The sequence below is a fragment of the Halosimplex amylolyticum genome (genome assembly GCF_051414035.1).
Classification (GTDB): domain Archaea; phylum Halobacteriota; class Halobacteria; order Halobacteriales; family Haloarculaceae; genus Halosimplex; species Halosimplex amylolyticum.
Map to the genome: position 1 here is coordinate 603,914 of NZ_JBLKNW010000002.1, position 12,808 is coordinate 616,721.

The following is a 12,808-nucleotide window of genomic DNA, read 5'->3' on the forward strand; positions in this document are numbered from 1 at the left end:
CGGCGATCGCGCCCTCGCGGGCGGTCCGGGGGTGTGAGCGGTGACGCTGGCGGCCGTCGACCGGTACGAACCGGACCGCGTCGGCGACCTCGGGGGTCGAGCCGTGGTTCTCGGCGGCAGCGTCGCCGGACTCTGCGCGGCGCGAGTCCTCGCCGACGGCTTCGACGAGGTGCTCGTCGTCGAGCGCGACCCGTTCCCGGACACACCGGTCGCGCGGGACGGCGCGCCCCAGACCAGTCATCCCCACGCGCTGCTGGCGGCCGGGCAGGAGACGCTGGAGGATCTGTTCGTCGGCTTCGGCGAGGACCTCGCCGGCGCCGGCGGGCTGGTCCTCGACATCACGAAGCAACTGGTCGAGTACCAGCACGGCGGCTTTCTCGCCACCGGCACGGAGCGGACGCCCTCCTACTGCGCGAGCAGGCCGCTGTTCGAACACGTCGTGCGGCGGCGCGTCGGCGAACTGGACGGCGTCCGACTCCTCGGCGAGTGCCAGTTCCGCGACTACCGCACGGACGACGCGGGGCGGGCGGTGACCGGCGTCACGGTCCGCGACGGCGGCGGCCCACCGGAGACGTTCGCGGCGGATCTGGTCGTCGACGCGACGGGACGGACGAGTCGGACGCCCGAGTGGCTGGCGAACAACGGCTACGCCGCTCCGCCGACGGACGAGGTCCGCATCGACCTGCAGTACGCGTCGCTCCGGATCGAGCGGCCGCCGGACGACCGCCGGCTGATCAGCGTGCCCGCCAACGCGCCGGAGACCCGCGGCGGCGTCCTGATACCGATCGAAGACGGCCAGTGGGACGTGCTCCTCGCCGAGATACACGGCGACGGCGCGCCGACGGACCGCGAGGGCGTCCTCGAATTCGCCGACCACCTCCCCATCGACATCGTCGGCGACATCCTGCGGACGCAGCCGTGGGTGTCCGACGGCGTCGCCCGCTACCCCTTCCCCGGGAGTCTCCGACGCCGCTACGAGGCGCTCGACCGGTTCCCCGACGGCCTCGTCGTCACCGGCGACGCCATCACGAGTTTCAACCCCGTCTACGGACAGGGCATGTCTATCGCCGCCCTCGACGCGCTGGTGCTCCACCACGCGCTCGCCGACGGTGGCCTCGACCGTATCGGCCCCCGCTTTTTCGACCGCGTGGCCCCGGTGCTCGACACCCCCTGGCGGATGGCGACGGGCACCGATTACCAGTACGCCCAGACGGAGGGGTCGCCGTCGCTCGGGACGAAGCTGTTCGACCGGTACTTCACGCGACTGCTCCGGCAGGCCCACGACGACAGCGTCGTCGCCGAGGCCTACGGGGCGGTCGTCGGACTGGAGGTCCCGCCGACCGAACTGCTCCGACCGGGGATACTCGCACGCGTGTTGCTCCCTGTCGGCGGCGAGTCGGCCGGCCCGAGTCCGCCCCGGCCCGGGCCGGTTCCGTCAGAGCGAGAGCGGTCGGCCACGACCGATGACGAACCGGCCGTCGAACGCGAGCGCGCACAGCACCCGCCCTAGAGACAGGTCGCGCAAGCGCTCGGCCAGCGGGTGTCGCCCCAGCGAGTACGACCCCCCGAACGGCCGGACGCCGAACGCGCCGGCGAGACGGAGGGGCTGGCGCTCCGGCGACCCGTCCCCGGTGTAGCTCTCCGTGGCGACGGTCCACCGGATCCGGGGCCGACAGGGCGCGTCGAGCGTGAGGGCGTGGCCTCGCTCGTCGCCGACGGCCGTCCGCCGCCGCCCGCCGCGGTCGGTGATCGAGACGTCCGCGACGCGCTTGGGGTAGCCCCAGATCTCCTCACCCAGCGCGCGAGCGGGCTCGGTCGTCACCGGGAGCGTCGCGACGTAGCCGCCCAGTCCGTTCCCGAGGACCCCGAGTTCCGGGACTCTGGCCCCGGACGCGGGAGTGGCCGCGAGGAGGACGCCGAACTCCTCGTAGGGCGCCATCGCGTCGTCGCCGAGACGCTCGTATTCGACCGAGAGGAGCGTGACCGCGGCGCGTCCCGGCGCGACCCGGACCGGCGAGAGACCGTCGGGGAGCCGTTCGCCGACTCGCTCGGCGTCGGCCGTGACGACGAGGGCGGTGGCTTCGGCCTCGGTCTCCAGCGGCACCGCGACCTCGTGCCCGGTGGAGAGCGCGTGCGTCTCCGGGCGGGGGCGGGTCACTCGTGACCGAAGACGGGCACGGGCTCGTAGGGCTCCTCGAGGTAGGCCACGTCGGAACTCGACAGCGACACGTCGAGCGCCTCGACCGCGTCCTCCAGGTGCTCGATGCTGGAGGTGCCGACGATGGGGGCGTCGACGTTGTCGTTCTGGAAGTGCCAGGCGAGCGCGATCTGGGCCATCGTGACGCCCCTGTCGGCGGCGAGTTCCTGCACGCGCTCGTTGATCTCCTGGCTGCCCGGGCCCTCGTGATAGGGGGTCCCGTAGTCGATCTCGTGCTCGCCGCGGGCGGTCTCGGTGAACTCCTCGTGGGGGCGAGTCAGGTACCCCGCGGCGAGCGGCGACCACGGGATGACGCCGACGTCTTCCTTGTTGCAGACGGGGTACATCTCCCGTTCCTCCTCCCGGTGGGTCAGGTGGTAGAGGTTCTGCATCGTCTCGAAGCGGGCCAGCCCCTCGCGGTCGCTGACGTGCAACGCCTCCTGGAACTGGTGGGCCCACATCGACGAGGCGCCGACGTGGCGGACCTGTCCCCGGCGGACGGCGTCGTCGAGCGCGCGCAGGGTCGTCTCGATGGGCGTGTCGTAATCCCAGCGGTGGATCTGGTAGAGGTCGACGGTGTCCATTCCCAACCTGTCGAGGGAGTGCTCGAGCTCCTGCTCGATGGTCTTCCGCGAGAGGCCCTCGGCGTTGCGGTGGTCCTTGGCGCCGGAGAAGCGGACCTTGGTGGCGACGACCTGCTCGTCGCGGTCGTAGTGGGCGAGCACGTCGCCGAGGATCTCCTCGGACTCGCCGGCCGAGTAGGTGTTGGCGGTGTCGAAGAAGTTGACGCCCAGGTCGATCGCGCGCTCGACGAGTTCGCGACCCTCCTCCTCGTCCAGCATCCAGTCGTCGCCGCTGCCGAAGCTCATACAGCCCAGACACACCTTCGAGACCTCCATGCCGGTCGAGCCGAGCGTGGTGTACTCCATACCGGAGTGAGGGTGCGTGCCGACGTAAAACGACCGTTCGCGGAAGTCGGAGCCGGGTCCGGAGCGCTCCCGATCCGAGACGACCCTGGCCTACCAGGGTTCAGACACGATTCTCCCCCTACTTTGACAATGGGAGGCCGACAAGAACACGGCATGGTAGACGGTGACAAGGGTGCCCTGATCGACGCCCTCCGGGACGCGGCCGGCGACTCCCTCCGGTTGGCCGCGACGTACGACGAGGACGGGTACGAGGTGTTTTACTCGCGGCCAGACGCGGCCGAGCGCGCGGAGACGTACGCCGACCGGGTCCACGACGAACTGATCCTCCAGGGGCTCGGTCGTGGACACCTCGAAGACCTGTTCGGCGCGGGAGACCTGGAGTGTTCGATCCACCGCTTCGATGAACTGACGGCCTTCCACTTCGCGACCGGCGAGTTCACCGGTCTGTTCGTCAGCGTCGACTCCGAAGCCGACCTGCCGCTGGCGACGTTCGCCGAGACCTGCACGGAGTTCCTCTGAGTCACCCCGCCGCCTTGAACTCGACCGTGTAGCCGACGGGGTCCTCCACGTAGACGCAGGGGTACTCGCCGGCCGCGCCTTCGCGGACCGCCTCCGTGAGCACCTCGACGTCGGCCGCCTCGACCCGTTCCATCACCTCGTCCATCGACGCGTCGACGAACACCGCGAAGTGGTTGATCGTCTCCCCCGTGGGCTCGGGGACGCTCTCGCGGGGTGAGACGTGGATGATACAGGACGGCCCGAGGCGGACGTAGAAGAACTCGCGCTCGCCCGCGCGGTAGTCCTCGTAGTACTCCAGGTCGAACCCCATGTCGTCGCGGTAGAAGCCGACGAAGGGCTCGATCGCCGATTCGGGGACGCGCACGTTCACGTGGTCGATCGCCGTCGCTTCCATGACGGCGGATTCTCGGGGCGGTCGTTTCGGTCTTGTGCATCCGGAGAGCGGTCTCGCGACCGTTCGCCGCGGTACGGAGCGCGAGCGGGGCCCACGGATAAACCCTCCCAGTACGTCGGCAGTATGACTTGTTAGTCCGGAACGAGTAGGGACGGCTGATGACAGACGCCACCCACCACGACGGATCGACACCGACGACGGGACTCGCTGGAGCCGAGACGGCCGAACGGACAGGTCGTCGGCCGGATTCGCTGGCCGACATCCGGGAGACGTACGCGGACCAGGCCGAGACGGTGGCCCGGATGCGCTGGCTCGACCGACTGCTCGTGGGGAGGTATCGGCGCCGGCTCTTCGAGCGGGCGACCGGCCGCGTCCTGGACGTCGCCTGCGGCACGGGCACCAACGCCGAGTACGTGCCCGAGTCGGCGGAGTACGTCGGCGTCGATATCAGCCCGGAGATGCTCCGCGAGGCGGACGAGGAGCTTCGCCGCCTGGGACGCGCCGGCACGCTGGCGGAGATGGACGCCCAGGCGCTGGCGTTCCCCGACGACAGCTTCGAGACGGTGATCTCGTCGCTCTCGACGTGTACGTTCCCGGACCCCGTCGCGGCGCTTGACGAGATGAACCGGGTCTGCGAGCCCGACGGTCAGGTGCTGCTCCTCGAGCACGGCCGCAGCAGCGTGGAACTGTTCGGCCGGTTCCAGGACTGGCGAGCCGACGCGCACTACGAGAAACACAGCTGCCGATGGAACCAGGAACCGCTGGCGCTCGTCTCTCAGTCCGCCCTCGCGCTCCGCGAGTCGTCCACCAGGCTGTTCGGCGTGATCACCGCGATCCGGGCCGAACCCGGGTGAGCGGGGTCCGGTACCGCACCGTCGTCCCGTCCGAGAGTACACGAGCGTCGAATCTTCTCCGTGGTCGCCTCCGAGCAGACCGCGCTCCGCGAGCGGCTTCGCGTCGGAACCCGCTGTCTGCACGGGTGGGACGCCGCGACGAAGCCTGCCCGAGGCGCCGAGACCGCTCGTTTCGCGGCTGAACGCCGGGAGAGCGCTGGCCAGCGGCTCTCAGTCGATGTCGGCTCGTTCGAATCGACGAATCCCGAAGGCGGCGGGAACGACGAGCCAGGCGAGCAGGAGTCCGAGCGCGACCTCCGGCCGGAGGTACCACGCCGGATCCGCGGGGACGGGGATCTCCATCGCCTCGGTGAGTTCCTCGGGGAACGCGGCTGTCGCCGCGAAGAGATACGCGCGCGTGGGGTTCGTGAGGACGCCGAGAAACTGGATCAACTCGGGATCGACGCTCACTCCGAGCAGTTCGCGGAGGACGTACTCGACGCCCGCGAGGCCCGAAACGTCGTCGTTGAGGGCCATCAGGTTGGTCGAGAAGTAAAAGCCGAGGGCGCCGAGCATCGCCCGCGATCGGGTGGCGGTCGCCGCCGAGATCGCGATCGCGACCGAGACGTACGCGAGCGCGTACACGGTCGTGAGCGCGGCGATCCCGACGAACGCGCGCCACCGGACGGGGCCGAACCAGACCGACGCCAGCGCGGCGGCCACGGCGAACGCGAGCGCGAGCGAGGCGGCGACGACGCCCGCCCGGGAGAGGTACTTCCCGAGCACGACGTCGCGACGGCTGACCGGCGTCGAGAGCAGGTGCTTGATGCTCCCGGACTCGCGTTCGCCGGCGATGGCGAGGTACGCCGCCACGAGCGCGACCGCGGGCACGAACACGGCGCCGACGAACACCACGTTCCACAGCGCCAGCACGTCGTCGGACGCCCGTTCGAAACTGCCGAGCCGGACCTGCAGGAAGAACAGCGCGGTCAGCGCCGTGTAGGCGCCGCCGGCGGCCCAGACGATCTTCGCACGCCGGACGTCGAGGAAGTCCTTGTGCGCGACGGCGCGGACGCTCATCGCTCGCCCTCCACTACCAGCGGGTCCGTCGACGGCACTGGCGTCGGGTCCGCCGTCCGCCCGCTCGACGTGTACCGGTTGAACAACTGTTCGAGCGAGGCGTCCTCCGAGACGATATCGAGCACCCGCGCCCGTTCGGCGAGGCGGACGGCGACCGCGATCTTCGCCGTCGGATCGCTGACCGTCACCGCGACCGACGAGTCTCCGGTCTCGACCGTTTCGACGCCGGCGACGGATTCGAGCGCGAGGTCGTCGGGGACGCGTGCGACGTCGAACCGGATCGACCCGCCGAGGTCGAGGTCGGTCCGGAGTTCCTCCGGCGTCCCGGTCGTCGCGAGGCGTCCGTCGTTCATGATCCCGATGCGGTCGCACACCGCTTCGACCTCGCTCAGGAGGTGACTCGAAAAGAACACGGTTCGACCCTCGTCGGCTTCCGCCCGGACGATCTCCCGGAGGTCCTGCATCCCGGTCGGGTCCAGTCCCGACGACGGCTCGTCGAGGATCAGGAGGTCGGGGTCCCCGACCAGCGCCAGCCCGAACGCGAGCCGCTGGGCCATCCCCTTGGAGTAGCCCTCGACGGCCCGGTCGGCTGCGTCGGCCGAGAGCCCGACGCGCTTGAGCAGCGCGTCGACGTCCGCCTCGACGCCGTTCGCCCGGGCGACCCACTCGACGTGCTCGCGGCCGGTCAGCCGGCCGTAGAGCGCCCCACCTTCGGGCAGAACGCCGGTCCGACGACGGATCCGACCGGCGTCGGTCTGGGGGTCGTGTCCCAGCACGGTCGCGGACCCCTCGGTCGGTCTGACGAAATCCAGCAACACGTTGATCACCGTCGACTTCCCGGCGCCGTTCGGACCGAGGAAGCCGAACACCTCCCCCTCGTTGACGGAGAGGTCGAGGCCGTCGACGGCCACGACGTCGCCGAATCGCTTCGTGAGGTTTCGCGTACGGATGGCGGTCATCTCGACTCGCGATACCACCGGCGGACCCGACGCTCTGTCTCCGAAGATACTGGGCGGGTTTAACTGTCCGACCGGCGCCGTCCTCCCTGTCCCCTCACGTCCCCGTCGAGAGGAACTGGGTCAGCAGGTTTCGCTCGGCGCGTTGCAGGTGTTCGGCGACGGTCGACGGGTCGACACCGACCTCGGCCGCGACGTCCTCCGTCGACGCTTCGCGCGGGACCTCGTAGTACCCCTCCTCGAAGGCGACCCGGAGGATCTCGCGCTGGCGGTCGGTGAGCTGCTCCATCGGCCGAGTGGGGCCGTCGTACTCCCCCAGCTTTCGCAGGTCGGGCGACACGCCGGAGTCTACGTACTCGCCGATACTCCCCCGGATGGCCTCCTGGGACCCGACCAGAGAGAGGGTGGTGCCGTCCTCGTCGACGTCCGGGTCACAGGTGCCGACGAGGTCCTCCGCGTACTCGGTGATGTCCGCGGACAGATCCGGTGCCGTGAACCCGATGACATACAGGTACGCGCCCTCTGTGTCGGTCACTCGCTCCCACTGGTCGACGTACTCGAGGTCGTCGAGCCGCCCCTCGTCGAGCCGCGTCTCTACCTCCACCTGCACCACGGCGCCGTTCCCGTGACACGCGAGCTCCTCGAACTCGCGCTGGCCCGCCTCGCGGCAGAGCGACACCAGCTCCCCGATGCCCATGGCCTCGTACTCCGATTCGCTGATAGTGATCTCGGCTTCTCGCATGGATACTCGGTCTCCGGGCTCAACTGACCGCTCCCCGCACGGCTGCGGTCGTTTCCGCGCGATGCTCCACGCCTCCTCCTGCGACCGACAGCAGTCTCGACAGTTCGACGGTCTGTTCGCCGTTCATGGTTTGTCCGTGTTTCGTTCGGTCTCGAACCGCTGCCGTCCGCTTTCGACCGGCCACCGGCGAGTCAGCGAGGACTCACCCGTCCTCCCATTTGTGTCCCCGACCTACGGGGCCCGGGATATTATACGCACCTATCACGAGCGCTTCGACCGGTGCAGGCCATCGGAGACGCGCCCCCGGCCGGTTGCCCGGTTCCCGCGCCGGGTTTATATTCGACTGTTGCCTACGCAGGCGTGTGAGCACGCGAACGAGTGCGCTGGACGCAGTCGTCTTCGGGGTGGACGTCCAGAGTGGCGACGTGCGCGGGGACGTTTCCTACGCGCTGGTCGCGTTCGACGGCGAGCACGTCGACCGCGACGTGGTCTCCCGGCGGAAGCTCCGCCGGCTGATCCGCGACGAGAAACCCGCCATCGTCGCCACGGACAACATGTACGAACTCGCGGAGAACAAGGACGCCCTCGTCCACTTTTTGGGGGAACTCCCCGACGAGACGACGCTGGTGCAGGTCACCGGGGCGGAGCGGCCGGAACCCCTCTCACGGGTCGCCAACCGCCACGACGTGCCCTACAGCAAGGACCCGATGAAAGAGGCCGAGGCCGCCGCCCGCCTCGCCGCCCGGAACGTCGGGCAGGTCGTCTCGGCGTTCACCGACGAGACGGAGATCAAGGTCTCCCGCGGCCGCTCGACCGGCGGTGGCGGCGGCTGGAGCGAGGACCGCTACACTCGCCGGATCCACGGCTCCGTCAAGAAGCGGACCCGCGAGGTCGAGGCCGACCTGAAGGAGGCCGGGCTGGACTTCGAGCGCGAGGAGACCGAGAAGTACGGCGGCTTCTCCAACGCGATATTCACCGTCGAGGGCCGCCCGCGGGACATCCCGGTCTCGAACGAGCGGGCCGGCGACGTGCGCGTCGAGGTCGAGCGCGTCCGCCGCGACGGCATCGAGTTCCGCCCGCTCGCCAAGCGCCGCGACCACGTCGTCGTCGGCGTCGACCCCGGGACCACCACGGCGGTCGCCATCGTCGGCCTCGACGGCGAGGTGCTGGACGTCCTCAGCACCCGCACGGCCGACAGCGCGGAGGTGACCGAGTGGATCGTCGAGCGCGGCCGGCCGGTCATCGTCGCCGCGGACGTGACGCCGATGCCCGAGACCGTCGAGAAACTGCGCCGCTCGTTCGACGCCGCCGGGTGGACGCCGGATCGGGACCTCCCCGTCGACGTGAAACAGCACCGCACCCGCGAGGAGGGCTACGACAACGACCACGAGCGCGACGCCATGGCCGCCGCTTTCGGCGCCTTCGACGCCCACAAAGACCAGTTCGAGCGCATCGCCGCGAAGGTGCCGCCCGGCCAGGAGGTCGGCCCCGTCGTCGCCCGCGTCGTCGCCAACGAGGAGAGCGTCGAGACCGTCCTCGCCGACCTGCGCGACGACGGCGGCGAACAGCCCGAGGAGTCCGAGCAGCCCGACAACGAGCAATCGCCCGAACAGCGGCGCATCGGCCAGCTCGAATCCCAGGTCGCCCAGCTGCAGTCCCACGTCGAGAACCTCGAAGCGACCATCGACGAGAAAGACGACGAGATCGACGACTACGAGCGCAAGCTCTCGGAGGCCCGCAGCGAGACCCGTGTCGAGGCCCGCAAGGACCGCGAGGTCACCCGACTGGAGCGGGAGAACCGCCGCCTGAAGGGCGAGATCGACGAGAAAGACGACCGCATCGACGAACTGGAAGGGAAGCTAGAGCGGCTGAAAGCGCTCTGGAAGCTCGACCACTCGAACTTCGCGGACGTCGCCGAGAAGAAACAGGGGTTGACGCCCGTCAAGGTCGTCGAGCAGTTCACCAGCGACGCCATCGACGACGCCGACGAGCGCTTCGGACTCGCCGATGACGACGTGATCCTCTTCCGCGACGCCTCCGGCGCGGGCGCCTCGACGGCCGACAAGATCGTCGATATCGACCCGCAGATCGTCCTCCGCAACGGCGGCCTCTCCGACGTCGCCGACGAGATCCTCTTCAAACACGACGTCCCGGTGGCGCCCGCCGACATGGTGACCGTCCAGGAAGTCGACGAACTGGCGGTCGCCCGCGAACGGGAGATCGACGAGGCGATCGCCGACTGGGAAGAGCGCGCCGAGGAGCGCGAACGCGAGCGCAACGCCCAGATGGTCGACCGCCTCATCAGCGAACACCGCGCCGGCGACCGCGGCGAGAGCGACTAACCGGGGATCGTCGAGTCGGCACGCACGTTTTTCACTCCCGACGACGCGGAAACGTCCATGGCGCGCCTCGGCGAGGGACCGGCGCCGACCGACGAGCGGGAGCTTTACCTGCGGGTCCTGCTCGGGGTCGGCGTGTTCGTCTTCGTCGTGCACTGGCTGTTCTTGCCCCCGGGCTGGCTATGGCCGCGAGTGCCATCCATCAGTACGGGCGTGCTCGCTGCGCTCGCCGCCCGCGCCGGCTACCGCGGCTACGGGCTAGGTGTCGGCGTCCTGGCGACGAGTGCGCCGGGGCTGGCGCTGGCGCTCAGAAGCGAGTTCTGGAGGGTACACGTCGGCTGTTTCCCCGAGGCGGGCTCGTCCGAGGTGTGCGTGATGGCGCCGCCCGACCGGCTCCGGTACGCCGCGGAGATGCTTGCGCTCTCGGTCGCGTTCGTGCTCGTCGCGTGCGCGCTCGGGTACGGGGTCGGCGCCGGCGCGCGGCGGATTGCGGGCCGGCACCGGACGGCGCGGTCGTTCGACCGCTAAACCATCCCGCCCATGCCGAACGAGGCGAGGACGTTCGTGACCAGGCCGTAGAGCACCAATCCGAGCCCGGCGACCACGAGACCGATACCGGCGGCGATCAGCGGGTCGACCCAGGCGAGCAGTCCGATCCCGCCGAGGATCACGAGCACGCCCACGATCCCGGCGGCGCCGAGTTTGTCGAACACGTCTCCCCGTGCTCCGCCCCGCGACTTAACGGTTTCAGTACCGGTCGTGACGGACCTGCCAGCGATGGAGAATCAGTACGCGTACTCCGTGTCGACGTTCTGCGCCGCGCGGACGAGCTCCGTCACGGCTTCGCGGCGGTTCAGCAACTGCATCTCCGACCCCTCGAACTCGAAGGCGCCGCCCATGACCGCCTCGGTGACCTCGATCTCGTCTTCCAGCAGGTCGACCCACGCCCCGTAGGGTCCCCGCAGGCCGAAGTCGTACTCCGCGTTCGGGTCGCTCCCCCGCGCGGCCACACACGCGCCGTCGGTGATGACGACGGTCAGCGTGATCGGGTTCCCGTCGTAGCGGTCGTCCGGGAGGATGTCGAACCGGAAGGTGGCGTCGAAGCCCTCGGCGGCCTCGGTGAACGCCTCCCGGTCGTTGAGTCTCGCTTGCAACTGGTCGGCCCACTCGTCCGCGTCGCCGGGCAACGTCGGTGTCATCTTGTCTGGTGTGGCTCCGTTCCGGGCTTGGGCTTTTCGGCTCTAGCTGTGGTTGTCGTGTCAGTCTCCAGTCACCCTCTTCCCCCGGTTCCGGCTGTGGACAATAGTACGCGCCGGCGCCTCTCGACCCGCTCGCTAGCAGGTGAAATTGTCGTCGACAGCAAGCGATGAAAGCCCTCGGCCCGCTCGGGACGCCGCGGTTCGCTGCGCGCGCTCACTTCGTTCGCGTGCTTACTTCGCCGGGGCGCCGAAAGACTCGCTTCGCTCCTCTTTCGAGCCCTCGTTCGCATGGCTCACGAGGACGCCACCGACCGGACCTCGCCCTTTCAGTCCGCCAGGAGACTCGCTTTGCTCGTCTCCTGAGCCCTGGCTCGCTTCGCTCGCCAGGACGCCAGGAACAGCAGGACCGCACCACACAGCACCGCGCCTCACGCCTCCCCAGCCGATTCACTCGGTCGCTGCGCTCCCTCGCTCATCCCTCGCACGGTGTCGTCTCGTGCCCTCGCGTTCGCTCGGGACACTCGACAGCGCGCGCCACGACAGAAAATCAGTAGTCTGCGCCCGTTACAGTTCCAGCCCGCGGATCGCGACGGACTCCTCGCCATCTTGAACACGACCGATAATCCGACCGTCGTCGGTCGCCTCGACGACGTCCTCGGCGTCGTCCTCGGACATCGCCGCCACGAACCCGGTTCCCATGTTGAACGTGTGGTGCATCTCCTCGTCGGCCACGTCGCCCTCCTGCTGGACGAAGTCGAACACCGGCTGGGCGTCGAAGGGGTCCGTGATCTCGTAGTGGAACTCACCCATCCGGGTGAGGTTCGTCCAGCCGCCGCCCGTGACGTGAGCCGCGGCGTGAGTCTCCGCCTCGCGAAGCGGGCCGAGGAGATCGCTGTAGATGCGGGTGGGTTCGAGCAGTTCCTCGCCGATAGAGCGGTCGGTGTTCGGCGGGAACGGGTCGGTGTACTCGTGATTCCGGGTGACCGCCTCGCGAGCGAGCGTGAGGCCGTTGGAGTGGATGCCCGAGGAGGGCCACCCCACGACGACGTCGCCGGCCTCGGCCTCGCCGGGGAAGATGGCGTCTTTCGGCGCGAGGCCCGCGCACGTGCCGGCGATGTCGAGGCCCTTGATCACGTCGGGCATCACGGCCGTCTCCCCGCCGACGAGGGCGACGCCGGCCCGCTCTGCGCCCTCGTCGAGCCCCTCGCCGATCTGTTCGGCGGTGGCGTCGTCGGGTTTCTCGACGGCGAGGTAGTCGACGAAGGCGACGGGGTCGACGCCCGCGGCGACCAGGTCGTTGGCGTTCATCGCGATGCAGTCGATGCCGATGGTCGAGTAGTCGTCGAGCGCCTCGGCGACGAGCAGTTTGGTACCCACGCCGTCGGCGGCGAGCGCGAGGTAGCGGTCGCCGATGTCGAGCAGGCCCGCGTAGTCACCCTCGAAGTCGCCGGTGGCGCCGACGAGCGCCGCGGTCGCCGCCTCCTGGCCGGCGATGTCGACGCCCGCGTCGGCGTAGGTCAGTCCCTCCGCTTCGTCCTCGGCCGCGTCGTCCGATCCGTCGGTCGCGTCCCCGTCGGTCATGTTGAATCCCCCGCGGAGCGCGAGCAAAAGGCCACCGTT

At 69.6% G+C, this 12,808-nt stretch carries 14 protein-coding genes; 5 read left to right on the forward strand and 9 right to left on the reverse strand.

The annotated features are described in order from the left end of the window. The first annotated feature begins 40 nt into the window (after positions 1-40). On the forward strand, positions 41-1,510 hold the full coding sequence (locus ACMGFE_RS13415) for an FAD-dependent oxidoreductase (RefSeq protein WP_436925710.1): 1,470 nt from the start codon (positions 41-43) through the stop codon (positions 1,508-1,510). Here the strand turns inward: ACMGFE_RS13415 and ACMGFE_RS13420 are convergent. Further along, complete coding sequence (locus tag ACMGFE_RS13420; RefSeq protein ID WP_436925711.1) at positions 1,436-2,158, reverse strand: acetoacetate decarboxylase family protein; 723 nt, start codon at positions 2,156-2,158, stop codon at positions 1,436-1,438. The genes ACMGFE_RS13415 and ACMGFE_RS13420 overlap by 75 nt on opposite strands. Next, a complete protein-coding gene (locus tag ACMGFE_RS13425) occupies positions 2,155-3,126 on the reverse strand; it encodes an aldo/keto reductase (protein ID WP_436925712.1) in 972 nt (323 codons plus the stop codon). The genes ACMGFE_RS13420 and ACMGFE_RS13425 overlap by 4 nt, the downstream gene beginning before the upstream one ends. Before the next feature lie 153 nt (positions 3,127-3,279). Between ACMGFE_RS13425 and ACMGFE_RS13430 the strand changes: the two genes are divergently transcribed. Then, on the forward strand, positions 3,280-3,645 hold the full coding sequence (locus ACMGFE_RS13430) for a DUF7522 family protein (protein WP_436925713.1): 366 nt from the start codon (positions 3,280-3,282) through the stop codon (positions 3,643-3,645). A 1-nt stretch (position 3,646) separates the two neighbouring features. On the opposite strand, the gene ACMGFE_RS13435 is transcribed toward ACMGFE_RS13430, so the two are convergent. Then, positions 3,647-4,039 (reverse strand): VOC family protein, encoded by a 393-nt coding sequence (locus tag ACMGFE_RS13435; protein ID WP_436925714.1) that lies wholly within the window; start codon positions 4,037-4,039, stop codon positions 3,647-3,649. Positions 4,040-4,197: 158 nt separating this feature from the next. On the opposite strand from ACMGFE_RS13435, the gene ACMGFE_RS13440 reads away from it, so the two are divergent. Beyond that, on the forward strand, positions 4,198-4,893 hold the full coding sequence (locus ACMGFE_RS13440; protein WP_436925715.1) for a class I SAM-dependent methyltransferase: 696 nt from the start codon (positions 4,198-4,200) through the stop codon (positions 4,891-4,893). Between the two features lie 210 nt (positions 4,894-5,103). Here ACMGFE_RS13440 and ACMGFE_RS13445 read toward each other — a convergent pair whose 3' ends face one another. From ACMGFE_RS13445 to ACMGFE_RS13455, 3 genes are all read right to left on the reverse strand, one after another. Continuing rightward, positions 5,104-5,952 (reverse strand): ABC transporter permease subunit, encoded by an 849-nt coding sequence (locus ACMGFE_RS13445; RefSeq protein WP_436925716.1) that lies wholly within the window; start codon positions 5,950-5,952, stop codon positions 5,104-5,106. Continuing rightward, positions 5,949-6,911: an ABC transporter ATP-binding protein gene (locus tag ACMGFE_RS13450; protein ID WP_436925718.1), complete on the reverse strand. Its 963-nt coding sequence runs from the start codon at positions 6,909-6,911 to the stop codon at positions 5,949-5,951. Before ACMGFE_RS13450 ends, ACMGFE_RS13445 begins: the two co-directional genes overlap by 4 nt. Before the next feature lie 94 nt (positions 6,912-7,005). Further along, entirely contained in the window at positions 7,006-7,650 is a 645-nt protein-coding gene (locus ACMGFE_RS13455; protein WP_436925719.1) for a helix-turn-helix domain-containing protein, read from the reverse strand. Positions 7,651-8,012: 362 nt separating this feature from the next. Between ACMGFE_RS13455 and ACMGFE_RS13460 the strand changes: the two genes are divergently transcribed. Together ACMGFE_RS13460 and ACMGFE_RS13465 are read left to right on the forward strand one after the other, a co-directional pair. Beyond that, the gene (locus ACMGFE_RS13460) at positions 8,013-9,992 is read left to right on the forward strand and encodes a DUF460 domain-containing protein (RefSeq protein ID WP_436925720.1); all 1,980 of its coding nucleotides are present in this window, start codon (positions 8,013-8,015) and stop codon (positions 9,990-9,992) included. Between the two features lie 57 nt (positions 9,993-10,049). Beyond that, a complete protein-coding gene (locus ACMGFE_RS13465; protein ID WP_436925721.1) occupies positions 10,050-10,517 on the forward strand; it encodes a hypothetical protein in 468 nt (155 codons plus the stop codon). On the opposite strand, the gene ACMGFE_RS13470 is transcribed toward ACMGFE_RS13465, so the two are convergent. The 3 genes from ACMGFE_RS13470 to purM all read right to left on the reverse strand — a co-directional run bounded on the left by ACMGFE_RS13470 (position 10,514) and on the right by purM (position 12,769). Next, entirely contained in the window at positions 10,514-10,702 is a 189-nt protein-coding gene (locus ACMGFE_RS13470) for a DUF7470 family protein (protein WP_436925722.1), read from the reverse strand. The genes ACMGFE_RS13465 and ACMGFE_RS13470 overlap by 4 nt on opposite strands. Positions 10,703-10,774: 72 nt before the next feature. After that, on the reverse strand, positions 10,775-11,188 hold the full coding sequence (locus ACMGFE_RS13475; protein WP_436925724.1) for an SCP2 sterol-binding domain-containing protein: 414 nt from the start codon (positions 11,186-11,188) through the stop codon (positions 10,775-10,777). 564 nt (positions 11,189-11,752) lie between these two features. Next, the gene (purM, locus tag ACMGFE_RS13480; RefSeq protein WP_436925725.1) at positions 11,753-12,769 is read right to left on the reverse strand and encodes a phosphoribosylformylglycinamidine cyclo-ligase; all 1,017 of its coding nucleotides are present in this window, start codon (positions 12,767-12,769) and stop codon (positions 11,753-11,755) included. Between the last annotated feature and the right edge of the window lie 39 nt (positions 12,770-12,808).

Bases quoted from the DNA above. Each gene is read 5' to 3' on its own strand.
- ACMGFE_RS13425 (WP_436925712.1), bottom strand. From the start codon at position 3,126: ATGGAGTACACCACGCTCGGCTCGACCGGCATGGAGGTCTCGAAGGTG.
- ACMGFE_RS13430 (WP_436925713.1), top strand. From the start codon at position 3,280: ATGGTAGACGGTGACAAGGGTGCCCTGATCGACGCCCTCCGGGACGCG.
- ACMGFE_RS13435 (WP_436925714.1), bottom strand. From the start codon at position 4,039: ATGGAAGCGACGGCGATCGACCACGTGAACGTGCGCGTCCCCGAATCG.
- ACMGFE_RS13440 (WP_436925715.1), top strand. From the start codon at position 4,198: ATGACAGACGCCACCCACCACGACGGATCGACACCGACGACGGGACTC.
- ACMGFE_RS13445 (WP_436925716.1), bottom strand. From the start codon at position 5,952: ATGAGCGTCCGCGCCGTCGCGCACAAGGACTTCCTCGACGTCCGGCGT.
- ACMGFE_RS13450 (WP_436925718.1), bottom strand. From the start codon at position 6,911: ATGACCGCCATCCGTACGCGAAACCTCACGAAGCGATTCGGCGACGTC.
- ACMGFE_RS13455 (WP_436925719.1), bottom strand. From the start codon at position 7,650: ATGCGAGAAGCCGAGATCACTATCAGCGAATCGGAGTACGAGGCCATG.
- ACMGFE_RS13465 (WP_436925721.1), top strand. From the start codon at position 10,050: ATGGCGCGCCTCGGCGAGGGACCGGCGCCGACCGACGAGCGGGAGCTT.
- ACMGFE_RS13475 (WP_436925724.1), bottom strand. From the start codon at position 11,188: ATGACACCGACGTTGCCCGGCGACGCGGACGAGTGGGCCGACCAGTTG.
- purM (WP_436925725.1), bottom strand. From the start codon at position 12,769: ATGACCGACGGGGACGCGACCGACGGATCGGACGACGCGGCCGAGGAC.